We start from the raw sequence: 24,464 nt of genomic DNA, 5'->3' as shown, positions 1-24,464 counted from the left end.
CTTGCACCTGTTCGCGGATGAATAAACGTTGTCGAATCTTCCAATGTGATATGCGCGATCGCATCCAACTCCAGTTGGATAATTTCCGGCGACCATGGTGTCTGCTTATGGGAACTGATGATTTTCTGAATCGGAAGTCTCTGTACCTCTTTCAGATGTTCCGCAAACCGATAGACATTTTCACTTTGGTTAAACTGAATCCACAGACTGTTGCTGATATTGTCCCCGGAAAATAATGTTCCCGTCTGTTCATCAAAGAAAACCACGCTTCCCATTGTATGCCCTGGCAGGAAAATCACTTTTACCTTACGCGCTCCCAAATCAATGATTTCACCGTCTTGCAGGGTATCAAATTTGCAGTCTTTGTATTCCAGATATTTTTCCCTGTCAAAATTCTTCGGCCACGGATATTCTTCCGGTGACTTTTCCCGGAGGATTTTCTGAATGACCAGTGGTTTCTGTTCTGTCTGATACAGTCGATACACTGTTTCTTCATACGGATGGATGCCGATGGAGAAATCCGACTCTGGTTGATTTTCCTGAAAAAGGTAATTTCCACCAGCATGATCCAGATGACAATGTGTATTTACCACCCGAAGCGGCAGATTTGTCAGTGAACGAACCACCGATTTCAGATCCCCATAACCGTACCCGGTATCGATCAATAATGCTTTTGTTTTTCCTGTGATCAGGGAACTGGCCACCCCTGCAGGCTCCCAAATATGATAAATGCCATCTCCCATATCTATCACTTTATAATAATCTGTCATTTTCTTCCTCCCGAAAATGTTCAAAAGTTTTTTGCATACTCTTTCACAAAATATTTGATATGTTTTTCACTGCCTCTGTAATACAACCCATATTCTATATTTTCCGTATTCTCCATCGGAACACAGGCAAGTTCCTCGTCTTCCGGAATTGCAAATCCCGGCAGAAGCGCGATTCCATATCCGCACTTTACAAGCAAGATACTTTCTCCCTCATTTTCGCTCACAACATGAATGTGATCCTGGGAATGAAGCGCCAGAAATTCCTGAAATTTATTTCCTCTGATAAACGGAATACATTTTGGCGGTAACGTGATCAGACGCTCATCTGCTATCTGTTCAAATGATAAACTGTCTTCCCTGGCAAGCAGATGATCCGGCTTCATAACTGCATAACTTGAATATCGGCAAAGTTTTTTATATGTTCCCTGACCCGATAAATCATCCGGCGCTATTGCAAGTTCAATCTGCTGGTTTTCATAAAGCGTTTTCAGATCAAAAAAATCCTTTACTGTTACTCTTGGACGGACATAAGGATAGTTTTCCTTCATATGTTTCAATATCGGTTCTATTTTCACAAACTCTTTTTCGCTTACACAGCCAATGCGAAAAGGAACCGCCTCAGAATGTTCCTTACTTTGAAACTGCTTTTTGGCATCTTCCATTTTTGTCAAAATTTCTTTTGCATCATAATAAAACTTTTCTCCTTGTTCCGTAAGTTTTACGATACGTGAATTTCTGTAAAAAAGCTGTACTCCAAGTTCCTCTTCCAGATTTTTCACATGGTGTGTGACCGTTGGAACCGACAGATACAACCCTTCTGCTGCTTTTGTAAAATTAAGTCTCTCTGCTACATGAAGAAAACATTGAAGCTGCTGCGATGTCATAATACAGTATCATCCTTTCAATAGCCAAATTTTTCTTTCATTATAATGTACTTCTTTCTTTCAATCAATCATTAGCTTTTATCTAATGCCGTTTCTGTATATGTAATTCTGTTTTCCGAAACATGTTGTTATAATGCTTCTAAAAAGCATAAGGAAGTGATTGATATGAATGAACAAAAAATGGAAACTATGCCTGTTAATAAACTTTTACTTACAATGGCCGCACCCATGATTTTATCCATGATCATCGGCGCACTCTATAATATCGTAGACAGTATTTTTGTAAGCAATTACAGCGAAGCAGCGCTTACTGCTGTATCACTTGCTTTCCCAATCCAAAATATCATCGTATCTCTTGGAACAGGTGTTGGCGTCGGCGTAAATGCCCTGCTATCACGCCTGTTAGGCGAGAAAAAACAGGAAGAAGTCAATAAGACGGCAGCAAATGGCCTCCTTTTGGGTTTTATCGTTTACCTTGTATTACTGATCTTCGGCTTGTCCGGAATTAAATGGTTTTACAGAATACAGACCAACGATGCTTCTATCTCCAGTATGGGCTGCAGTTATCTGGCCATTGTCTGCATCTTTTCTTTCGGTCAGATCTTTCAGCTCATATTTGAGAAATTACTGCAGTCAACCGGCCGAACTTCCTACACAATGATTACACAGATAACCGGTGCTGTTATCAATATCATCCTTGATCCGATTCTTATTTTTGGATATTTTGGTCTTCCGGCAATGGGAACTGCAGGTGCCGCTATCGCAACCGTAATCGGGCAGATCATCGCTATGCTGCTTGGCATTATTTTTAATCTTAAATATAACAAAGAGATCCAATTCTCTGTCAAAAATCTGAAACCAGAGAAATACTTTATAAGAAATATCTGTTTTGTCGGAATTCCTGCCGGAATCACAATGTTTATCAGCAGTATCATGTCCTTTGGAATAAATAAGATCTTATTGGGCTTTTCTACAACAGCAACCGCCGTATTCGGCGCATATTTCAAATTGTATACCTTTGTGTCCATGGCAACGTTTGGTCTGAATAACGCACTCATTTCCATTGTCGCGTATAACCTTGGAACCCTGAAATACGACCGGATAAAAAAAGCGGTCAAACTCAGTGCTATTTATTCGGCATTCATCGGTGCTGTCGGTCTGGTATTATTACAAATACTGCCAAAGCAGATCATGCAGGCATTCAATGCCTCGGCCACAATGACTTCCATGGGAATTACCGCACTCAGGATCACAAGTCTTGGATTCATTTTTGCCTGTGTTTCCATCATGGTCTGCTATGCCTTACAGGGACTTTCCATCGGAATTCCAAGTATGCTGATTTCAACCGCAAGACAGGTTCTCATCCTTCTCCCTGTCGCATATGTTCTTGGAAAAGCATTCGATGTAACCGGCGTATGGTGGGCGTTTCCCATTGCAGAACTCATCGTTATGATTCTGGCAGTGATCTATCTGAAACGCACTATGCAAAAAGTAAAATCCATCCGTAAAAATTAATGCATTCATCTGCGAAATACAGTTTCATTTCTGCCTTTAAATCAACGCAGTCGGATTAAATTGAAAGGGAGAGGTTCTCCATTCGGAGCCTCTCCCTTTCGCGCATCGGATCGTTGCTCATCCGACTGCATGGTTAAATGGTATATAGTAATTTAGAAGGTGAATGAAAAATATTCATTCTATATGAGGGTAATCTGAAACATAAGTTTTTCCTATATTATCTGTGCGATACTGTTTTTCTTATGCTCCAGGACAAAGCAGTTTTGCAATCGGTGTATAGAATAATGCTGACACGATCAGAAGCAAGATCAGGCTGACAGCTGCAATGATCAGAAGCTGTACGAATATCTTGTTCTCTTTTTCTTTTGTCATCTCGATATTCTTATCACCTGTAATAGCTGCGATGATCAGCGCGCCACCTGTTGACATCGGGGAAATTCCACTCAATGCTCCGGCTGCTGCTACGGAAGACATCATTGCTGCTGCGTTGACACCGATGGAAGATCCAAGGTCGATACACATTGGCATCATGGTCGGGTATACAACACCAAGTGCGGAACTTACCAGACTTAACAGACCTGCGGAAAGTCCCATGATTGGAGTTGCTGTCTTGCTGTTCATCATGTTGCTCAATGCGTTTGTCAGCAAATCGATACCACCCATCTGGTTTACGATACTGAGCAATGCGCCTACGCCAAGTACCATAACGATAGTATTCCATGGCATTGCTTTGATACAGGCTCCGTCATCTGCCACATGGAAAATCAGTAATACTGCTGCTACCAGTAACGCTGCCAAACCAATATTTACATCAAATCCAATGATCAGAACAAGCATTGCCACGATACCTAATAAAGCAACAATCTGTTTTGCTGTAAATTTCTCTGTGTTTTTCTTTACTTCCATATCCGGTGCAGCTTTAACTTTATATCCTTTGAATACAATATAAAAAATTACTGCAAGAATGATGTTTGTGATCATTACGTTTACCCAGATTGCCGGTGTAACATTTACTGAAAATCCAGCTTCCTGAACTGCGCTTGTAATGATGGATGACTCCGGTGTGATCGGTGAAAAACGTCCACAGGACATTCCAGAAATACCGATCAAGGCCAGCATCAATGGGTTATAACCAACTTCTACTGCGATTGCTACTGCCAGTGGCGGAATGATAGCCAGAGCCGGAACTCCACCAGGCCCTGCTGCCACAATAGCAAAACCTGCTAAAAATACAAGAATTGGAATCAGGCCGATTCTTTTTCCGGCTAATGCTACGATTTTTCTTGCCAGAAGATCCAGCGCACCGGTATTTGTAATAATTGAAAACAGTAACGTGATACCAACCAATGTGGTAAACAGTGATACACTGACGGAATTGATCAGGTCTTTATCTGTCAGGCCGAAAATCCGAACTGCGATAACACCTGCCGCCAGGGCAAGAACACCAATATTATTCTTGCGGAAAAATGCAATTACGATAATTGCTACAAATATCAATAAAGATACAACATCCATCTCATTATCCTCTCTCGTCTTAGTGGTTGCACAGGCAGGCCATGCTTGTACCGATGGTTGCGTCTATTTCTTTTCCCATCTCCAGCGCAGTTGCTACTACCTGATCCAGGTTATAATCTGTCTTGATTCCCATAGAATGGAACATATTTAACAGATCCTCTGTTCCGATATTTCCTTTGGCTCCCGGTACGAACGGACATCCGCCCATAGCACCTAAAGAAGCATCAAATTTTGTAATACCTTCTTCTAATGCTACATATGCATTTGCAAGACCCATTCCCCTTGTGTCATGTAAATGAATGGACACATCCTTAAAATCCACATAATTTTTCAGATGCTGAAGCACTTCTCTTGTGTGGTACGGATTGCTGATTCCGGCAGTGTCTGCCAGACCGATCTCATGTACACCGACACTGAATGCTTCTTCGATCAATTTTACCACACGTTCCATTGGAATTTCATCCCCAAATGGTGAGCCAAATACACACGGCATTGCCAGCATGATCTTCATATCTCCGGCTTCCCCTGCCAGATTTTTGAAATCAGCTAAGGACTGCTCAATGGTACGTCTGGAGTTGCGAAGGTTGTGCTCCTCACTTGCAGATAAAACGAAGCATACTTCTTTGATTCCGCAGGCTCTTGCATCATCCACGCCACGTTTGTTTAAGGTAAGTGCCATGATGTCTGTGCCATGCTCTGCCGCATAATCTTTGATTTCTGCATAAACCTGAGCAGCATCCCGCATCTGTGGAACTGCTTTCGGATTTACAAAAGAAGTAACCTCAATCTTCTTTGCGCCGTAGTCGATCATTTTTTTGATATATTTGATCTTTGTCTCTGTCGGGATATCTACTTTATGGTTCTGCCATCCGTCTCTCGGGCAAACCTCTGTCACTTTTACATATTCCGGTAATTTCATTGCTGTGCACCTCCTAGTTTAAAGCACCTTTCTCTTTGTACTCGTTTAATTTCTCCTCGGAGAATCCAAGTTCTTCAAAGATTGCAAAGTTGTCTTCACCAAGATCCGGTGCAGCTTTTGTATACTGGCACGGATACTCACTCATCTTGATCGGGTTTCCAAGAACGGTAAGGTCTCCTGCCTCTTTGTGCGGAACTTTGACAAGCATCTCACGTACTTCTACGATGTTCTTGTCTGCACAAACATCTGCACAGTCATAAATCGGGCCAGCCGGTACACCAACAGCATCAATTGCAGCTACACACTCTTTTACAGTTTTATCACTTGCCCATTTCTCAATGATTTCTTTTAAACTGTCCGCATTTGCTTTTCTGGATTCGGTATCGATGTACAATGGATTTTCTGCCAGTTCCGGCATTCCCATTGCTGCGGATAATTTTTTGAAATGTACGTCTGTTCCACTTGCAATAACAAAATGACCGTTTCCTGCTTTGAAGGAATCATATGGAGCAGAAGAAATGTATTTGTTTCCGGACATTTTCGGAGCAACGCCCTCATAAATGTACTGCATCATTTTTGCTTCCATACCGGATACGATACTGTCAACCAGTGCGACGTCGATCATCTGACCTTTACCTGTGAACTGTCTCTTGTAAAGGGATGCACAGACTGCAAATCCTACGTTTAAGCCGGCAAACATATCACCGATTGCCATACCTGCTCTGGTTGGTTCCTGTCCCGGCCATCCTGTGATACTCATGGAACCTCCCATGGCCTGTGCGATCAGGTCATATCCTGGTCTGTGAGAGTTCGGTCCGTACTGACCAAATCCGGAAATAGATGCGTAAATCAGACGCGGATTGATTTCTTTACATTCCTCATAGGAAAAACCAAGACGTTTCATAACGCCCGGACGGTTGTTCTCAATGAGAACGTCTGCAGATTTTACTAACTCACGAAAAAGTTCTTTTCCTTCATCAGATTTCAGATTTAATGCAACACCACGTTTGTTACGGTTTAAATTCTGGAAATACATGCTGCGTCCGGTATTTTTCTCCTTCGGACGAGCATTTCTCACAAAGTTTCCTCCACTTGTCAGATTTTCCATTTTGATAACGTCAGCACCCATGTCTGCCATGTACATTCCTACATATGGTCCTGCAAGGAAATCTGTAAAATCAATGACTCTAACACCTTCTAATAATCTTTCTGCCATAATGAGCCTCCTGCTTTCTCGCTTTTTTTTATTGCGTTTATTTTTCTTTTTATCTTGTTGTGCTTATATGGAGCAAAAGGCGTGCCATTTTTTAAATTAGTGGCTTACGGGAGGTTGTGAAGGGGCGTGAAAAGGAGCCTGTGCGGACAGACACGGACAATTTTCTGCATACGCTGCGCCGCTTATTTCCGGCTTTTTCCGCGAACTCACCCGCACAACCAGCGGGTTCAGACACACTTCAAAAGCCGGGCTAAGCGCAGACACATGCGACGAAAATTTTCCTACCGTCTTGTCCTGCACAGGCTCCTTTCACGCTCCCATACACCCACCTTCCTCTGTCAGCCTGCTCATTTTTGTAAACTTATGTAACTTTTTATTTACACAATCAATCTACTGATCCTTTATGTTCAATTTAAGTTGAACACGTATGAAAATTGATATTCGATTTTGATAACAATTTTTCATTCGGTATCCACAAGTGGATATTTCTTCAGATTTTCTTAATAAATATTCTTTCTGCTTTTTAATAAATCTCTGGAATAATATGATAAGCAATAATAATTTGAGGGAGAACGTTATGATCGGTTACTTAACACAGGGAATGTATATTTTCAAATGGTGTATTCCATTTGGTATCATTTTATTTGCAGTCATTGAAGCACTGCTTTTTCTTACTAAAAAGAGACAGATTCATAAACTCGGCAAAGGAAATCTGTTCAGCCTTGGATGTGAATTATTACTTTCCATCTATTTTTGTACGATTTTGTGGATCACAGGAATTATCGGACAGGAATATTCTTTCCATTTTTCAGACTTTTCCATTGGAAATCTGTTGGAAGTTCCGTTTGTGGGGGCTTCTTTAAAAATGGTTGCCCTGAATTGTATGTTATTCATGCCGTATGGTTTTCTGGTTGAACTTGTCTTTCGGAAACGCCGGTTTTCCTGGTGGAAATTTGTTCTGATCGGATTTTGCACCACATTTGCGATTGAATTTATTCAGGCTTTTACCGGCAGATTAGCTGAATTGGATGATCTGATCACAAATACATCCGGATTTGTCGCTGGTGCATTTATTGCCAGCGGAATCTACAGCATTTGTGTTGCTACAAAAAAAGAAGAACGCCTGAAAGGACTTTTAAAAATCATCTGTCCAATCGTCCTTTTACTGATTGCATTTGCCGGATTATCAGTTATCGCAACCGGCGATCAGGCACAGGAAGAACGGGATGCTTATTATGAAACCTATGGATTCAGTGACAAAAAAATAGACTCCATCAGCGAATTTAGCATTTCGTATCAGTCATCTACTTATACTGCCGACAGCGATACCGAACTTGCCGACAATGAAACAATCTGGTTTAGCTGGATGGGCAACAGCATTGAAAATAAAGCTGCCTCCTATCAGCTTCAGGATCAGAATACCGCAGAGGAGTTCGAATTAGATCCGGATAGAATTTATATTACAATTAAATTCGATACACCGCAGACTTTCAAATTCGAAAACAATTCTTCATGGGAAATGTCTGATGTGACTTATATGATGATGTGCATAAATGACGGTACGATCTGGTACAGTTCCTATACTGAGTACTTCCAACATACCGCCGTCTATGCGAATCCGCAATACCCATATCAGGTCGATGAACAATTAATGGATGAGATAATGTCATACATTAGCGTGCATTAGATGATATCAGGTTAGATTAAAATAAATCAATGATATTGATTAAAATAAATCATTCTGCTACTATAAACATTATGTTATACTCAAAAACATGAAATGCGAAGACAAGGAATAGTAACTGTCCTGCTTTTTTCAGAGAGTTGCCGGTTGGTGTGAGGCAATAAAAGAAATACAGTGAACTCGCCTTTGAGCAGCAAACCTGAATACAATAGTAGGGTTTGACGGAATCTCACCGTTACAGGAGGACAGCATGACAGTGCTGATGAGTGCGTATTTGATACGAAGTAGAGTGGTACCGCGGAGCAATGGCTTTCGTCTCTACAACTATTATGGTTGTAGGGATGAGAGCCTTTTTTATACAATCCCGGTTGTATATAACTCTTCTCCTACTGCCAAAATTGACCAGAAGGAGGATTACTATGAAACACTATGAAAATTATGAAAGAGCTTATTTTATGCCACCAGAATGTACCTATGACTGGGTGAAAAAAGAATATATGACCAAAGCACCCATCTGGTGCTCCGTAGATTTGAGAGATGGAAACCAGGCGTTAGTAGAACCAATGAGTCTGGAAGAAAAAATTCAGTTTTTCCAGATGCTTGTAAAGATCGGATTCAAACAGATTGAAGTCGGATTTCCGGCAGCTTCAGAGACAGAATACGATTTTCTCAGAACCTTAATTGAACAGGACATGATTCCGGATGATGTCACCATTCAGGTGCTGACTCAGGCAAGAGAACACATTATTAAGAAAACATTTGAAGCTATTGAGGGCGCACCTATGACGGCGATGTTATCCGCATCAACAGTCAGTCCGGTAAAGGCGGCATCAGCTATATCTTAAAACAGAACTTCGGTGTTGTTCTGCCGGAAGCCATGCGGGAAGATGTAGGCTATGCCATCAAGCAGGTATCCGACGAAATGCACCAGGAGCTGTCCCCGCAGAGCGTATACGAAATCTTTGAGGAGCAGTACCTTCACTCCATGAACTATTTTCGCATTACCGAAAGCCATTTCAAACAATTAACCGATGGCATCATAGCAGAAGTTACTATTTTGAACGGTGAAAAAGAGACCGTTATCGATGCAAACGGGAACGGTCGTCTGGACGCTGTCAGCAATGTGGTAAAACAGTTCTTCAACATCGACTACACCTTGATGAACTACGAAGAACATGCTTTAACCCAGACAACATCATCCAAAGCGATTGCCTATGTCTGCATCAAAAAAGACAACACGACTTACTGGGGCGCGGGCATCGACGAAGACATCATCAAAGCCTCCATTCAGGCACTGTGCGTCAGCGTCAACAAAATGCTCTCCGTACAAAAAGGCAACGCCTGCGAAGACGTCCGCCTGACCAAAATGCTGAACTACATTCAGAACCATTACCAGAACGTGACATTGGCAGATATGTCTCAGGAATTTCACCTGACAGAGCCGTACATCAGCAAATACATCCGCGAAAAATCCGGTGTAACCTTCGGCGAACACGTCACAAACATCCGCATGAAAAAAGCATGCACTTTGTTAAAAAACGGAAACATAACAGCAGAAAACATCGCAGCCTCCATCGGCTATCCAAACGTCGAACACTTCAGCCGCACCTTTAAGAAAAGGTACCACATGACTCCAATCCAATATCGGGAGTCAAATAATTAGACCTACTCAAGTCAAACATACATAAGACTTGGTGCATGACTCTGGTCAGCATAAGCTGAGTGTAGATTTGCAGAGACGCGCAGAAGAATTATCAAGTTTGTAAATAGGACAAATCTGGAAATAAAAATCCAAGGCTTGACGATAGGGCAATTTTCGTCATCGAAGCGAGCATAGCCTGCCTCCTTCCGTGAACTCGCACGCTGATTTTGCGTGCGAGTTCACGGAAGGAGGCAGAAATAAGCGGCGCAGCGCAGATAGAAAATTGTTCGTGTCAGCATTGGATTTTTATTCCAGATTGTCCCTTTTTAACTTCAGGAGTTCAACTTTTTGTATAACGCCTGCCGGCTGATCCCCAGCGCATTTGCAATATCTGTCTTTTTCATTTTCTTATTCAACATGGACTCAATCACCAATTGCTCCACAGTCTTGTTAAGCTCTGACAAATTAATCTTGAAATCATCATCCACCAGGGACTCTTCCACATCCTCATTTTTCAGAATCTCTCCGCCGGAATTATCCCCGTGAAACGCATGATACCGCAGCGCCGTACTCCGAATTTCCCGGACATTTCCCCACCAGTTATGCTCCTGCAGCATCTGTACAAACTCCTCCGGAATCGAAACCTCTGCTTCCGGAATCTCCTCAAATTCAGCCAGATAATGCCGGAACAAGTGCAACACATCTTTCGGTCGCTCATTCATTGGTGGCAGCTCCAGTTCAAAGGTACTGATCCTGAAATACAGATCCTGACGAAATTCACCTCGATTAATGCACTCCCGCATCGGCTCATTGGCTGCCGCAATGACACGCACATTGATTGGTACCACATAATCCGAACCCACACGCATCACTTCCTGTTGCTGGATCACACGCAGAATCTTTGCCTGCAGTCCCAGCGGCATGCTGTTAATCTCATCCAAAAAGATTGTGCCCTCATGTGCCAGCTCAAAAAGTCCCGCTTTTCCTTCTTTTTTCGCACCGGTAAAAGCACCGCCCACATAACCAAACAATTCACTTTCCAGCAAGGATTCCGCCAGCGCTGCGCAGTTTACTGCCACAAATGGTCCGTTTGCCCTCGGACTCGCATTGTGGATACTCTGCGCCAGAAGCTCTTTTCCGGTTCCGTTTGCACCATAGATCAGTACGTTTCCCTCATACCCGGAAACTGTTTTTGCCTTTTCTAACATACGTTTCATAGATTTTTCCACTGTCAGAATATCTGCAAACGTATAGTTTGCCACCAGACCTTTCTGTGCCAGTTTTCGACGGATAGCACGCTCCTCCTCCTGAATCTTTGTTACATCCTGAAGGGTCAGAATGAAACGATCTTCGTCCTGATAATAACGGAACTGCGATACAATAACGTTCAGAGTTTTCCGGTTTTTCTGATATAAAAACGTGATCTGCCTATTTTCTTTCAGCTTATGTAACATTTCTGTTGAACAGTCAGTAATAAACAGTGAAATTTTTTTACCGAGAGCATCATCAACGGTAATGCCAAGAAGCTCCTGTGCCCGACGATTCAACTCCTGAATTTTCATATTGCGATCAAAAACAATGATTCCTTCTTCAACATTTAACAAAATGCTTTCTAATAAGTTAATTTGCTGCGCATCTGCCTGCTGCTGTCTCAAATAATCCTGTGCACGTTCCACAACCTCACGCACCGCCTCATCCCCGACACCGAGCTGCTCAAACATCAGATCATCACGATCCGTTGTATCTGCCACAATTCCACTGGTGAGCACCAGTACATTGCTTTCCGGAATTTCTTCTACACGTTCTTTCAGGTCAACCGGTGTCACATAACGGAACACACTGACAGAAAAGTTATATAATGACAATGTTTTTTCAAAATCAATGGCAACTTTCTCATGCAGACCAAGATAAATTTTTCCACTGTAATACTCCTGACATTTCTTGATAGCTCCCAGAACATCTGAGGTTCGCACACGGACTTCCATAACCCGGGCAGCGCCGGAACGACTGGAAAGTTCCAGATACGTGCCACCACGGGCAATAATGACACCATAACCTTCCCGGCTCAATCGCCGGTACTCTGACTGAATATGCATGACATCGATCGTCTGCACATCTACCTGGTAACTGCCTCTCATGCCGGAAATCATTTCCTCAATCACCGGAATCCATTTTTTATTTGGTACAATATAGGCTATTTTTTCCATATACATCCTCCATCCATACTCTACTTATTTGCACATGTCTCAATATTTCTATAAATACTGAAACATTTTTCTGATCTATCATCTTGCCGGGTTTTGAAAACACCTTTTCTCTTATTCCAGATGTATTTCTTTCAAAATAACATTTATGTAAATAAAAGTAAATATTTTTTGACACTTTGCCAAAATACAACGATGCGTACTCGAATATACACCAAAAAAACATCTGCTGTTTCAGCAATCATGTGCCGTAGCTGTTCTTACATTTACTGTATTTGCACTTGTTTTTTCAAAAATCAATAAAAAACGCATAAAATTGGCACATGTTTTGCATATTAATTTTATCGTTGAGATTTATTTGACGAAAGTGCCGTTTTGCTACATAATAAATGCAGGGGCTTTTTATATTGAAGGAGGTTTTTTTTATGGCAGCACAAATCACGGCCGTCATTATTTTCCTGGTTATGTTTGCATTCATTATCACGGAAAAAATTCCACGGCACATTGCGACAACACTCTGCAGTGTTGCAACGCTTATTCTCGTGTTTGGTGTCTGTATGCACAGTTCCACTGCGTTATTCGAGACACTGAACTTTCAATCATTTGCATCCGTTGATTTCTGGCGGGCAGGCGCCGAAGCCACAGAAAGTACAAAAGGAATCAACTGGCAGACAATTATTTTCATCTTTGGCATGATGATCATGGTCGAAGGAATGGCAATTTCCGGATTTTTCTCCTGGCTTTGCCTGACCATTGCGAAAGCAGTCAGATATAATACCACAAAAATTTTTGTGATGTTTATGATACTGGCATTCGTACTGTCTATGTTTATCGACAGCATCACCGTTATTCTGTTTCTGGCCGCAATCACCATCACGCAAGGCAAACTGTTGAAATTTGATCCGATACCGGTCATTATTGCAGAAATATTCTGTTCAAACCTTGGAGGTTCTTCCACAATGTGTGGTGATCCGCCAAATATCATTATCGGAACCGCATTACACTACACATTTACCGATTTTCTGTTCAATACCGGCGTGATCGCCATCCTGAGTCTGGTACTGATGATCTTTTTCTTCTATCTGTGTTTCCGCAAAAAGCTGAGCGCAAATAATCTCTCAGAAGAGGAGATTGCAAAAATGCCATCCCCGGACAGTGCAATTACCAGCAAACGTTCTTTTATCATAAGCTGCGTTATTTTTCTCTGTGCAGTTGTACTGCTTGTGACACATGGACAGACTGGATTGACAGTTTCCACCATTGGCATAATTGCCGCTATCGCAACCTGCGCAACCGCTGGAAAAAAAGCAAGACACATTTTACGTCGTATTGATTATCCAACTCTTATTTTCTTCATCGGATTATTCGTCGTCGTCGGCGGTCTGGAGGAGACAGGAATTTTGGAACTGATCGCAAACTTTATCCACATGATCAGCGGTGGAAATGTAACCTTTATTGTAATCATTATTATATGGGTATCTGCAGTGGCCAGCGCCATCATAGACAATATCCCATTTTCCGCTACGATGATTCCGATTATCAAAAGTCTTGCAGCGGCATCCGGAGCAGATTTATCCGTTCTGGCATGGACACTGGCACTGGGTACCGATATCGGTGGAAGTGCTACCCCGATCGGCGCATCTGCCAACGTGGTTGGTGTCGCCGTTGCATCCAAAAATGGTCATCATATTTCCTGGAAGCAGTATTGTACCTATGCGATCCCGGCAACACTGATTGTAATTGGAATTTCTACGATATATCTCATTGTTAGATATGTATAAATTAAAAAGGATGCCTTCATTTTGCACAATAAAATAGGTTTTATACTATCTATACAAAAGGCATCTTTTTACTCCTGCTGCCTCTCCCGGCTTTTTCTCATTCTTATCGGGAGAGGCATTTTATTATTCTACTTTAAGAAATAAAATAACACGCATTCCTGCGTGCTACATTTATCGATAACAGAAAGACTTTGGTTGGAGCGTCACTCCCAACATCTCTTTTGCCCATTACATGAAGCATGTGGCGCATGACGACGCGCTTTTCACCTCAAAGTCTTTCTGTTTATCTCTATGTTCATAATAGCGGTTTTATTCGCGGCTGTAAAGAATATTCTTATTTTTCAACGATTTGCGCCATGTTTTATCTCCAATATGCCCAAACGTCATAATTGAATTTTTATATTCTACTGGATCATTTTTTACCTTTATACGCAAAACCAATTTAAACTTTTCATTATTTTCTATGATTTCTTTCATGAGTATCGCTGTATTAGGTTTATTGGCTTCTATAATGTAATCTGGATCTGCAATAATTTGAGGTATATACAAACAAAATCTTTCATAATCATTGGGATGTCTATCTTTTATATGTCGTATTCTTTCATCTGTGATAATAACCTCATCTGTTACAAACTCATCTACGATACATTTGTAAATATTTTTATCAATTTTTCCTACTATTTGCACACCAAAATACTCCAGATAAAATTACTCATTACAATTTTCAATACATATAAGTGTAGCCAGTATATAACGCTCTTTTCCTGTCGTCAATACACTTTTTTATTTCAAAAATTCTCCTATACAAATTGCACAATACCTTCTATATTCTCTATATCTCCCTTGTTTTCTGACTACATAAAAAATCAGGAGTGAAAAACCGATTTTTTCAACTCCTGAAATAACATCATTTTTGTTTATTTTGCTACCTTGATATATGATTTATTCCTTCAGATAAATCACTGTCATGATAAATCCCCCATCATTTTCTGCAATTTTTTTAACTGCTCAGATATATGTTTTGGGTTATACACCAGATTTAACGAAATCGGCATTGCATCCGTGATTGGAATCAGTGTGATATTTTCCAGCGATGCTGCACAATAATCCCGGGCGATAAAAGCCACTCCCCGGTTCGCCCGCACCAGAGAAACTACCGTCTCCATATTTGACAGATACTCAATCCTGTTATTATAATCCCTGTGATTTCCATGCAGGAAAAACGGCAGTAGGGCATGCTGCACCGGTGCTTCCTGCTCACTGAGATACAAAAGTGTCTCATCCGATATATCATGAAATGAAATCTCGCAGTAATCCTCATATTTATGCCCTTTCGGAACAGCAAGCGACAGCTGAGCTTCATGCAATGTCTGCATTTTCAAAGGCTCCGGACATGTGGTCGTCGTTGCCAGAATAAATCCTGCATCGATTTTTCCATTCAGCAAATTTGAAAAAATCTGACTTGGAAGGCTTCCGATCAGATTCAGACTGATTTTCGGATACTTCTCCTGAAACTGTGCCAAAATATCAGCCACATGATAATTCAACGCTCCCGGCATATGACACAAGCGCAGAGCATCTTCCGATACGTTACCTGCTGCCCGCACCCGCTGCCGCAGTTCATCCTGCTTTTTAAACAGTTCATTTGTCTCGGACAACAGCACTTCCCCCGCATGTGTCAATTTCAAAGAATGCTTTGTACGATCAAACAGGCTGACACCAAGTTCTGCTTCCAACTGACTGATCTGTTTACTCAAGGCCGGCTGACTGATAAAAAGCTCTTTGGCTGCCTTTGAAATATTTAAATGTTTTACAACTACCAGAAAATATTCCAGCGATTTTGTGGTCATAGGTTTCTCCTTTTGTTCTCTGTCATTTACTATATGATACCATATTTTAATCTTTTTTTAATTTTTACATTAACTTTACTTCAAAATGATATTTTCAAACTATCAATATATGTTATTTATTCAATACAAGATCTGGAAAATTATACACCACTTTAATTCTTCCCTTGGAGACAAATTTTGAGTATGTTAGAACAATCTTTTTACATCAGGCTATGTATTTACTATATTCTGTTATTTTGTACAAATGGTTTTAAAACGAACTTAAAAATAGGGCTTTGGGCATGGCGACTAGGGACTTTCTATATCATTTTTGATACCTTAGCATCCTTTTTCTACTCAGAAAATATTGCAAATAAATTGTTTCTTCTATTGTCACTAATACATTGTTTGATTATACTGCCCTTTTTTTCACAAAACAGTACCTGTCGTAACTGCGGACGACGCAATTATTATCAACCATTACTTTTTAACAAATGTTGTCATTGTAACATGAAATATTAATTATCACTCTATCTTCTTTATAATTACACTAAACTATAACACAATTTTTCATAACATAAAAGTTATACTTATATCCAATAAAATAGTGTCTTTTCTTTTTCCTATCGGTTAAAATAGAAGCATCAAATACACGAAGGTTCACAACGGACCTTATCTATTATGGAGGAGGATTTTAATATGAGCACACCAGGTGTTAAAGTCGGAGTTTCCGAAGAAGAGAAAAAACTTTCTTACTACAAATATTTTGAGCAGGATTTAGCTCCGGTACCGGCTGAGAAAATCGCTATTTTACAGGGCGGACCGATCGCACCGGAAAAATGCATCCCGTTTGATGAGAGAAATAAATTCCTGAAAGGTGAAGATGATGAATATGCAAATATCGGTTTCGGCGTAGCTGCAGACGGAACTGCTCTTGTATGTAATACAACTTACATGCCGGGCGTTACAGGCGAAATGCTTGACTGGTGGTTCCCATGGCATTCTGTTGGATCTGATCTTCGTTACAAAATCTGGGATCCGGAAGATCACTATTTTGCAAGAGCATATCCGGCATCTTATGTCGTAGACCCGAACGTACCAATGAATCAGAAAACATGGGGCGTTGATCACTACATCATGGAAGACGTCGGACCGGGACCGGAGTTCTTAAAACTCTGCTTCAAAAGACCAGCCGATTTTGGTTATGATGAAAGCATTATCGGTACTGAAAAATGTGAATCTCTCGTATGTGCAATCGGCGAAAGCAGCTGTGCGGCAGCAATGACTCACAAATGGCATCCATACAAAGACGGCGTATTATTTGAGTCCCGTTTCTGGATCGGATACCGCATCGATGAAGAAGGAAACATCGTAAAAGCAATTCCGGAAGGCGTATCTATCCCACCATTCGTACCACAGGGATTATTCGCACACAACATCAAAGAGTTTACAAACCTGGCAGCAATTCTGCCAACCTTATATGCAGAAGAGAAAGATACTTTCTAAATACATATAGTATAAATACTTTCACTTCAAACTAATACAAAAATACACGTGGACTGATTGTAATAAATCAATTCACGTGTATTTTTCTTTCTTAAATCCACACCATATCTTAACCTTTTCAACTGGCATTAAAAAGCTCACTCAAACAATCTTTATTCTTGTTGTTCTATCTATTAATAGCCGTTTTTCCACTTTCGTTACAGCATATTTCAGTTTTTCAATATTTTTATTTTACCACAAAAATGCCGCGTGGCCTTCTATCAAATGAAAACCATGCGGCACTTATTTTTGCTTCTTCACTCTTGCAACATTCTCTTATTTTCATACATTAACTGATCCGCCTGATGGATTGCTTCCCTGATTGGATGCACACCACAGACACCACCAATGCTGACAGACAGATGCAGCTCCGGATATTCTGTAATCACAATATCCTCCACTGCTTTTTTAATCCGGATATTTTTCTCCTCCATATCTTTTTCTGTCATTTTCGGGAAAAGAAGCAAAAACTCATCTCCACCATAACGAATCAAAATATCATTGCTCCGTATACAAGATTGAATTGCTGATGCAATATCCCGCAGCACCACATCGCCGGCCGGATGCCCATAGGTATCATTCACCCGTTTGAACTGATCCACATCGATGATTTCCACGCATTCCATTCCTTCCATATGGATACTATATGTCTCAAAATATCGTCTGGAGTAGGTTCCCGTCAATGGATCTGAGAACAGTTCTCTGTGCTCTCCACGGCTTTTATCCAATAAAAATCTGGTTCCATTCGCATCAATCCACCGTCCTTCGTTCATTTTGGAAAGCAACTCAAGTACACACGGTGTTCCATTGATACACAGATACTTTGCAACCACATAAAACATATCTGATCTGGTAAATTCCAGTTTATTCAACATCTTCTTCTGTGTCAGAGCCCGGGACGAAATGCAGTTTGCGCAATTGCCACCTGTATCCCAAAAAGCAGCGCAGTGCTGCTCTGTTTTTCTCAGGATACCATTCTGATCGACTTCCAAAATGGCATTGGCTGCCGGATCTACCAGACGGACATAATCGAAAATCTGCTCAAGCTGCTTCATCGCATTTTGCACTGCTTTTCCTTCTAAATTTTCTCCTTCTGAAAGATCATCCAGAACCGGGAGATCTCCCACTTCCTGCTGCGGTCTGGTCAGCTGCCCCACTGCTCCGATATAATGATCCGGATGCTGCTCTGACCACAATGAATGAATTCTCAAATCACACCACTCAAAATCACTCCCTTGCGGCATCATGATACTCATAGAAAATTCCCGATTCTCCGGCGTCGTTGCATCCAACGCATTCTTCATCCGGTGGTAGTCCTTCTGACTCAGACATTTAAAACAGTTTGTATCTTCAACATTTATGACGGTATGACGATACTGCGGCGGTTCATTCCAGTTTACAACATTTACCAGTCTGGAAATGGAATTATAATCAAATTGGATTCCACCTTTCAACGAAGCAAAAAAATCTATCTTCTCCTGCATCACTTCCAATATTCTCTGTGCACGGTCGTTGTTAGGCATATCTTTCTTCTGCATGATTTCCGCTGCCAGTCGATCCGCTTCATACCGATAGACATAATTTTCCTCACTACACAGTTCTGCTTTTCTTAATTCCGATTCAATTTCACGCATACACTTTAAAAGCAATGGATTGTGAGCACCACATTCTCCATTCAAGATCATATCCATGGCAGTTTTGTGGTCATACGCATCCTTGTAACACCGTTTACTGGTCAGCGCATCATAGACATCTGCCAATGCCACTACCTGTGCTGAAATCGGAATCTGCTCACCGATCAGTCCATCCGGATAACCGTTTCCATCCCAGCGTTCATGGTGCCATCGACAGATTTCCCATGCAAAACGAAGCAGTGGTTTTTCCTGCCTTGAAACCATCTGTCTGATAATATCTGCCCCATTCGTTGTATGAGTTTTGATGATCTGAAACTCTTCCTTTGTCAATTTTCCCGGCTTATTTAAAATACTTTCCGGAATACTTATTTTTCCAATATCATGCAGTGCAGAAGCTGTACTGATCATGGCAATATCTGACTCCGACAATCCATACTCATCTGTTTTCTTAATCAGCTGACGCAGAAGTAATTCGGTTACCGTACGAACCTGAATGACATGTTCCCCGCTCTCACTATTTCGAAATTCAACAACATGGCTCAGAATTCCGATCATCAGATTATTGTTTTCTTCCTTTTCATAAATCTGATCCGAAACCATCTGCATCAGCCGTTTCTGGTTTGCATGTAAGTTGATCGTATTCTGCACACGCTTCCGTGTGATAAACGCATCAAACGGTCTGCAAATATAGTCTTCTGCCCCAAAAATATATGCCCGCTCAATGACAGTTCTTTTTTCCTCCGAAGAGATTATAATTACTGGGATTTCATTGATCCAGTGAAATGTATTCATACGCTCCAACACCTGAAATCCGTTCACTTCCGGCATATTAATGTCCAGGAGCATCAAATTTATTGTGAGATCCTGCTGAAGCATATGAATTGCTTCACGTCCATTTTCCGCCTGCACATATTCGTATTCATCACCGAGAATTGTCATCAGAATCTGCCTGTTCAATTCATCATCATCCACAATCATAATTTTCGGTTTTATCATCATGATAATCTGCTTTCTCCTTCCGTATACTTCTTTTTTCGAAAAGAAAACCATTTGCCTCTTTTATTTTCTGTCCTGACTTTCGCTGCTATTTACGTCAGTTTTTTTGTTTCTGTTCAAGAATGCTCTTTTTCCATAGCATGATTTTTCGCTTTTTCTTCATACATCCGCTGATCTGCCAGAATTCGAATCTCTGCTGTGCTGTTATTCTCCATCGGATATACGGCATAGCCACAGCTGCAACCGACAGAAAGTTCCGTTCCATCAATGACAAAAGGACGACAGACAGCTGTAATGATCCGCTGCTTCATTTTCTGACACTGCTCCTCATTCATGCTGGCACTGACGATAATAGCAAATTCATCGCCACCGATACGGAAAGCATAATCCTTTTCGCGGACACAGTCATAAAGACGCATGGCCATACCTTTTAACAACTTATCACCCATATCATGCCCATAAGTATCATTGACAGGTTTAAACCTGTCAAGATCCAGGTAAAACAGCACAAATGGATGCTTTTTCTGCTCTTTGATCCGCAGAATAGAACTGAAATACCGCTCATTAAATAGTCCGGTCAGGCCATCTGTATTTGCAATATTCTTCATCTTCACCTGCTGTCCATTATCCTGTGCGATCAGCAAAAAACGTACCAGATTTCCATCTTCATCCCACTCAATCGGTACAATATTCATTATTTTATAGACATCCTGATTTCTCTCACGATATTCAAATTTCAGGATATCACCTTTTTTTCGCAGGACGCGGTTCAGATATTCCGGTGCAAGTAACTGCCCGATTTTCGCATTTTCCGTCTCTGTCATACATACATATTTTCTGGAAACAGCCTCCACCATCATCTGATAGGTTCCTGTCTCCGGATAAATCATATGATCCAAGACATGCTCATGATATTCATAACGATTCGTTTTTAAATTGCATACAGAAAAACGGTCTACAATCTGGCCAATTCCGGAAAACAGCTCGTCTGCCAACTGTTTTTTATGTTCAAGTTCCCTTTTTTCCACTTCTTTCTTTTGAAATTTCTTTCTGACTTCGTTTCCTGCAATAATTACAATGAACAAGCTCAATCCACATGCAAATGCAGCAAAAATAAGGCGTGTAATATTCTGTACTTTCCGCATTCCTGCATCTACCACTGACTGCTGTACCATTCCGACAATACTCCAATCCTCAATCCCAACCGGCTGATAGACCAGATAATATTGTATTTTATTGTAAGTGCAGCACACACTTCCGGATTTTCCCTCGGAAATTTCTTTCTGGAATGTCTCCCCGTTATCTCCCTGAAATGCATCTGCATCCTTAAGTGTCTGTATCATATTATACATATGTGTCTTCACTTCCGTCTTTGACTCCAATGAAAAAAGAATCGTACCGTCCGGTTTCAGGATATAGCAGTCACTTTTTCCTTTGTATATGTCTCCCACAATACCAGATGACAGTTTCTCGTTATCATAACTGACTGCCAGCCCTGTATAAGTCACACCATCTATTTCTATTGGCTTGGACATCTGAATGGCAAAAACAACTTTCCGCTCGCCACTGCTTGCTATATAACTGGATACAATTGGCTTCTCCGTCTCGTACATCTCCTGAAACACATTTTTGATAGAATCTGCATTTCCTTTCCGTTCTGCTGCTGTTAAAAAATCATCATTCTCATTAAACAAGTAAAAATCACTGAATGCCCAGGCAGACTTTCGTTCTGCATACATTTTCCAGTTATGTGTTATATCTCCGGATTCTTCCATTTTCTGAAGTTCGTTATCCCAGTCAGACAGAGCATTCCAGTTTCGTTCTGCAAATAGTGTAAATGTCCGGTTCACCTGTTCATACGTTGCCAGTAGATGTTCACTGCTTTCCTTAGAAATCTCCTCTCGAATATACTGATTATAGCTGATGATTCCTATCCCCAATGCTAACATTACACACATCGACAGCAATATGATCTTCGCTTGTTTTTTTCTTCTTTTTTTCCTCATACATTTTTCCTGCTTTCTTATCTGGCCCAAAGGTTACGCTCCTGTTGAAACTGCGAAAAGAAGCTTTTAATATTTTTAGGTGTAAATGTCAAAATTTTAACAGTCACACCATTTTATCTCTCATCTGATATATCTGTCATTTTTTATTTTCTTGTACACTGATCTGTCTGCTCTGGATCATAAATGGAATATCCATTTCGCCCTGCCCGCTTTGTCTCATACAGAGCCTGATCTGCATGTCGATATAGTTTTATAAAGGTATTGCCACTTTCTGGTGCCAGTGCCACACCAACACTGATTGTAATACTCTGATTATCCATTTCTGCAATCTTCATCGCCGGAATCTTTTTGAGTAAATCGTTAATTCTCTGTTCTACATTCTCCCGCTCAGAAATATCCCGCATTAAAATAACAAATTCATCACCTCCGATACGGCCTAAGATATCATTTTCCCGAAACTGCTTCTGCAAAAATTTCCCCAGCATACTTAAGACCTTATCACCGACAATATGTCCATAATTGTCATTCACACTTTTAAAATAATCTACATCCAAAATAATAAAACCATGCAGCCCCTTCTCTTGCTGTAAAATCTGCTCGATAAACTTCTGTGTATAGTCCTTGTTATATAATCCTGTCAGTGTATCATGCTGTGCTACTGCCAGCAATTTCGCTTTTTCCTGATGATTCTTATATCCAATATAAATAACCAGCATTAATACCAACAAAAAAATTGCTTCATATTTCTGAATGAAATCGTATGTTTTCTGTGCTGCTTTAACCGGAACAATATAGCAAAGCATCCAGTCATTCATTCCTATTGGCGTATATGTCATATAATAATTCTCTGCATTTGTATTATCTAAGCTTAAACGAATAAATCCCGATTCATTTTCACTAAACTCTTCCTGGATCTTATTCAGTGTATCTTCCTGATTTTTATTTTTTTCTGCATAATAAGTAAATAAATTATTACCATATGCAAGCTGTGTTTTTTCACCAATTCCATCCTCATATGCAATAATTTTTCCAGTATGATTAACGATAAGTGTATCGCCTTCCCCATCAAATAAATCATCAAACAACATATGGCTTAATGCGGTTACATTATAAGAGCCTCCCAGAATTCCAATCACCTCTTGATTGTTATCATACACCGGCACACCGAGAACTACTCTTGCTTCCTGATCCACACTACTTTCTAAAGGATCGCTCAATGTCTGCTGTCCGTTCATTGCTTCTTTAAAATAACGTCTGTGATAAACATTTTTTACCGCACCATTATCATAATGTGCCGTCCCATCCGGTTCGATCAATGCGAGACGCTCTAACTCAGTATATTCAGAAATACTGACCAGCTTATCCAGATGATCCTGAGAAATTAATTCCCCATCTTCCCCCATTTCCTTTGCCAGTTCATTTAGATATTGATAGTGGATAACTAAAATCTTACGTAAATGTTCACTCTGGCGCGTTACATTATTCATCATTGTTCTCTGCGAATTTTTCTCCACAGATTGCTGCACTCCGGCAAAGAATAGTAAAATGCCAATCATCATCGCAATAATAAAAGCAGTTGTTGCAACAATATATTTTTTAATTTGCGATGTCTTTTTTCTCATCTGTTTCTCCTTATATCTTCAACTTCATTACTTCCTATTTTTATAATACCAAATAAACAATTTACTATAAAGTTTTTTTTCAAGTTTACTATAACACAAGAAAGTGTGCTATCGCACATTTACATGCTTGCAATTATCAATGGCACATCTTTCTTGCCCGCGCCGAGCACGCTTGCAAAGCAAGAATTTCTTCTCGTGCGAGTGTGCATCGTTTGCACAAAGTGCTTTTTTCTGATAGGAAATTACAACGAATTTTCTATCAAAAAAAACCTCAGAAATTTATCATTTCTGAGGTTATAAGAGGCGACAACCAGATTCGAACTGGTGATAGAGGTGTTGCAGACCTTTGCCTTACCACTTGGCTATGTCGCCATATTTAATTAAGAAATCTGTTGTATTATACCATTTTAAAATAAATACGTCAATATAGAAAAATCTATTTTGAAACACTTACTTATGAAAAAACTCCCCGAGTAGGGCTCGAACCTACAACAACTCGGTTAACAGCCGAGTGCTCTACCATTGAGCTATCGAGGAATAAGGTACATGATATATACCTTCAAAACTTCATACAGAATTAGTGTCTTTCCGTCACCATTCAATTTCTCACTTTGTTTTCACTAAGTGTTCTTGGTCAAGCCCTCAAACGATTAGTAACAGTCAGCTCCATGTGTTGCCACACTTCCACCTCTGCCCTATCTA

At 40.6% G+C, this 24,464-nt stretch carries 17 protein-coding genes, 2 tRNA genes and 1 other annotated feature; of the genes, 6 read left to right on the top strand and 13 right to left on the bottom strand.

Translation table 11 applies throughout. From position 1 onward, the window contains the following. On the bottom strand, positions 1 to 770 hold a 770-nt coding region (locus Q0I54_RS09970), incomplete at its 3' end, for an MBL fold metallo-hydrolase (RefSeq protein ID WP_296118395.1). A gap of 20 nt (positions 771 to 790) precedes the next feature. After that, positions 791 to 1,654, bottom strand: a complete 864-nt coding sequence (locus Q0I54_RS09965) for a LysR family transcriptional regulator (RefSeq protein WP_296118393.1) — start codon at positions 1,652 to 1,654, stop codon at positions 791 to 793. Between the two features lie 165 nt (positions 1,655 to 1,819). On the opposite strand from Q0I54_RS09965, the gene Q0I54_RS09960 reads away from it, so the two are divergent. Beyond that, entirely contained in the window at positions 1,820 to 3,169 is a 1,350-nt protein-coding gene (locus tag Q0I54_RS09960; RefSeq protein ID WP_296118391.1) for an MATE family efflux transporter, read from the top strand. A gap of 240 nt (positions 3,170 to 3,409) precedes the next feature. On the opposite strand, the gene Q0I54_RS09955 is transcribed toward Q0I54_RS09960, so the two are convergent. The 3 genes from Q0I54_RS09955 to Q0I54_RS09945 are packed head-to-tail and all read right to left on the bottom strand — an operon-like array spanning position 3,410 to position 6,819. Further along, positions 3,410 to 4,684, bottom strand: coding sequence for an SLC13 family permease (locus tag Q0I54_RS09955; protein ID WP_296118389.1), 1,275 nt, complete (start codon positions 4,682 to 4,684; stop codon positions 3,410 to 3,412). Between the two features lie 19 nt (positions 4,685 to 4,703). Continuing rightward, the gene (locus Q0I54_RS09950; RefSeq protein ID WP_296118387.1) at positions 4,704 to 5,603 is read right to left on the bottom strand and encodes a hydroxymethylglutaryl-CoA lyase; all 900 of its coding nucleotides are present in this window, start codon (positions 5,601 to 5,603) and stop codon (positions 4,704 to 4,706) included. A gap of 13 nt (positions 5,604 to 5,616) precedes the next feature. Next, on the bottom strand, positions 5,617 to 6,819 hold the full coding sequence (locus Q0I54_RS09945; protein ID WP_296118386.1) for a CaiB/BaiF CoA-transferase family protein: 1,203 nt from the start codon (positions 6,817 to 6,819) through the stop codon (positions 5,617 to 5,619). A gap of 577 nt (positions 6,820 to 7,396) precedes the next feature. Between Q0I54_RS09945 and Q0I54_RS09940 the strand changes: the two genes are divergently transcribed. The 3 genes from Q0I54_RS09940 to Q0I54_RS13290 all read left to right on the top strand — a co-directional run bounded on the left by Q0I54_RS09940 (position 7,397) and on the right by Q0I54_RS13290 (position 10,166). Beyond that, positions 7,397 to 8,506 carry a VanZ family protein gene (locus Q0I54_RS09940; RefSeq protein ID WP_296118385.1) on the top strand — a complete coding sequence of 370 codons (1,110 nt, stop codon included), beginning with the start codon at positions 7,397 to 7,399 and terminating at the stop codon, positions 8,504 to 8,506. 89 nt (positions 8,507 to 8,595) lie between these two features. Next, positions 8,596 to 8,826: a binding site (T-box leader), on the top strand. A 96-nt stretch (positions 8,827 to 8,922) separates the two neighbouring features. Then, on the top strand, positions 8,923 to 9,348 hold the full coding sequence (locus Q0I54_RS13295; RefSeq protein WP_367270825.1) for a hypothetical protein: 426 nt from the start codon (positions 8,923 to 8,925) through the stop codon (positions 9,346 to 9,348). 32 nt (positions 9,349 to 9,380) lie between these two features. Next, positions 9,381 to 10,166, top strand: coding sequence for an alpha-isopropylmalate synthase regulatory domain-containing protein (locus Q0I54_RS13290; RefSeq protein ID WP_367270824.1), 786 nt, complete (start codon positions 9,381 to 9,383; stop codon positions 10,164 to 10,166). 311 nt (positions 10,167 to 10,477) lie between these two features. Here the strand turns inward: Q0I54_RS13290 and Q0I54_RS09930 are convergent, their stop codons facing one another. Next, a complete protein-coding gene (locus Q0I54_RS09930) occupies positions 10,478 to 12,352 on the bottom strand; it encodes a sigma 54-interacting transcriptional regulator (RefSeq protein WP_296118383.1) in 1,875 nt (624 codons plus the stop codon). Between the two features lie 422 nt (positions 12,353 to 12,774). Here Q0I54_RS09930 and Q0I54_RS09925 point away from each other — a divergent pair, with 422 nt between their 5' ends. Further along, positions 12,775 to 14,130: an SLC13 family permease gene (locus Q0I54_RS09925; protein WP_296118381.1), complete on the top strand. Its 1,356-nt coding sequence runs from the start codon at positions 12,775 to 12,777 to the stop codon at positions 14,128 to 14,130. A 309-nt stretch (positions 14,131 to 14,439) separates the two neighbouring features. On the opposite strand, the gene Q0I54_RS09920 is transcribed toward Q0I54_RS09925, so the two are convergent. Further along, positions 14,440 to 14,817 carry a PBECR2 nuclease fold domain-containing protein gene (locus Q0I54_RS09920; RefSeq protein ID WP_296118380.1) on the bottom strand — a complete coding sequence of 126 codons (378 nt, stop codon included), beginning with the start codon at positions 14,815 to 14,817 and terminating at the stop codon, positions 14,440 to 14,442. A 278-nt stretch (positions 14,818 to 15,095) separates the two neighbouring features. Continuing rightward, positions 15,096 to 15,980, bottom strand: coding sequence for a LysR family transcriptional regulator (locus tag Q0I54_RS09915; RefSeq protein ID WP_296118378.1), 885 nt, complete (start codon positions 15,978 to 15,980; stop codon positions 15,096 to 15,098). Between the two features lie 678 nt (positions 15,981 to 16,658). On the opposite strand from Q0I54_RS09915, the gene Q0I54_RS09910 reads away from it, so the two are divergent. Beyond that, the gene (locus tag Q0I54_RS09910; RefSeq protein ID WP_288776416.1) at positions 16,659 to 17,465 is read left to right on the top strand and encodes a DAPG hydrolase family protein; all 807 of its coding nucleotides are present in this window, start codon (positions 16,659 to 16,661) and stop codon (positions 17,463 to 17,465) included. Between the two features lie 296 nt (positions 17,466 to 17,761). Here the strand turns inward: Q0I54_RS09910 and Q0I54_RS09905 are convergent, their stop codons facing one another. The 5 genes from Q0I54_RS09905 to Q0I54_RS09885 form a co-directional block, all read right to left on the bottom strand. Then, positions 17,762 to 20,137, bottom strand: coding sequence for a diguanylate cyclase (locus Q0I54_RS09905; protein ID WP_296118375.1), 2,376 nt, complete (start codon positions 20,135 to 20,137; stop codon positions 17,762 to 17,764). Between the two features lie 113 nt (positions 20,138 to 20,250). Then, a complete protein-coding gene (locus Q0I54_RS09900; RefSeq protein WP_296118372.1) occupies positions 20,251 to 22,140 on the bottom strand; it encodes a sensor domain-containing diguanylate cyclase in 1,890 nt (629 codons plus the stop codon). 143 nt (positions 22,141 to 22,283) lie between these two features. Further along, entirely contained in the window at positions 22,284 to 23,762 is a 1,479-nt protein-coding gene (locus Q0I54_RS09895; protein ID WP_296118371.1) for a sensor domain-containing diguanylate cyclase, read from the bottom strand. A 301-nt stretch (positions 23,763 to 24,063) separates the two neighbouring features. Then, positions 24,064 to 24,134, bottom strand: a tRNA-Cys gene (locus tag Q0I54_RS09890). Between the two features lie 93 nt (positions 24,135 to 24,227). Next, positions 24,228 to 24,299: transfer RNA gene (locus tag Q0I54_RS09885), tRNA-Asn, on the bottom strand. Positions 24,300 to 24,464: the final 165 nt, after the last annotated feature.

The organism is uncultured Eubacterium sp. (assembly GCF_934295145.1).
In the GTDB taxonomy this organism is placed as follows: domain Bacteria; phylum Bacillota; class Clostridia; order Lachnospirales; family Lachnospiraceae; genus Eubacterium_I.
The sequence above is the reverse complement of the archived record's forward strand: the minus strand, read 5'-3'. Positions and strand labels throughout refer to the sequence as shown.

What these genes read in the sequence shown, in the direction of transcription:
- Q0I54_RS09965 (WP_296118393.1), bottom strand. Translation starts at nt 1,654, where the DNA reads ATGACATCGCAGCAGCTTCAATGTTTTCTTCATGTAGCAGAGAGACTT.
- Q0I54_RS09960 (WP_296118391.1), top strand. Translation starts at nt 1,820, where the DNA reads ATGAATGAACAAAAAATGGAAACTATGCCTGTTAATAAACTTTTACTT.
- Q0I54_RS09955 (WP_296118389.1), bottom strand. Translation starts at nt 4,684, where the DNA reads ATGGATGTTGTATCTTTATTGATATTTGTAGCAATTATCGTAATTGCA.
- Q0I54_RS09950 (WP_296118387.1), bottom strand. Translation starts at nt 5,603, where the DNA reads ATGAAATTACCGGAATATGTAAAAGTGACAGAGGTTTGCCCGAGAGAC.
- Q0I54_RS09945 (WP_296118386.1), bottom strand. Translation starts at nt 6,819, where the DNA reads ATGGCAGAAAGATTATTAGAAGGTGTTAGAGTCATTGATTTTACAGAT.
- Q0I54_RS09940 (WP_296118385.1), top strand. Translation starts at nt 7,397, where the DNA reads ATGATCGGTTACTTAACACAGGGAATGTATATTTTCAAATGGTGTATT.
- Q0I54_RS13295 (WP_367270825.1), top strand. Translation starts at nt 8,923, where the DNA reads ATGAAACACTATGAAAATTATGAAAGAGCTTATTTTATGCCACCAGAA.
- Q0I54_RS13290 (WP_367270824.1), top strand. Translation starts at nt 9,381, where the DNA reads ATGCGGGAAGATGTAGGCTATGCCATCAAGCAGGTATCCGACGAAATG.
- Q0I54_RS09930 (WP_296118383.1), bottom strand. Translation starts at nt 12,352, where the DNA reads ATGGAAAAAATAGCCTATATTGTACCAAATAAAAAATGGATTCCGGTG.
- Q0I54_RS09925 (WP_296118381.1), top strand. Translation starts at nt 12,775, where the DNA reads ATGGCAGCACAAATCACGGCCGTCATTATTTTCCTGGTTATGTTTGCA.
- Q0I54_RS09915 (WP_296118378.1), bottom strand. Translation starts at nt 15,980, where the DNA reads ATGACCACAAAATCGCTGGAATATTTTCTGGTAGTTGTAAAACATTTA.
- Q0I54_RS09910 (WP_288776416.1), top strand. Translation starts at nt 16,659, where the DNA reads ATGAGCACACCAGGTGTTAAAGTCGGAGTTTCCGAAGAAGAGAAAAAA.
- Q0I54_RS09905 (WP_296118375.1), bottom strand. Translation starts at nt 20,137, where the DNA reads ATGATGATAAAACCGAAAATTATGATTGTGGATGATGATGAATTGAAC.
- Q0I54_RS09900 (WP_296118372.1), bottom strand. Translation starts at nt 22,140, where the DNA reads ATGAGGAAAAAAAGAAGAAAAAAACAAGCGAAGATCATATTGCTGTCG.
- Q0I54_RS09895 (WP_296118371.1), bottom strand. Translation starts at nt 23,762, where the DNA reads ATGAGAAAAAAGACATCGCAAATTAAAAAATATATTGTTGCAACAACT.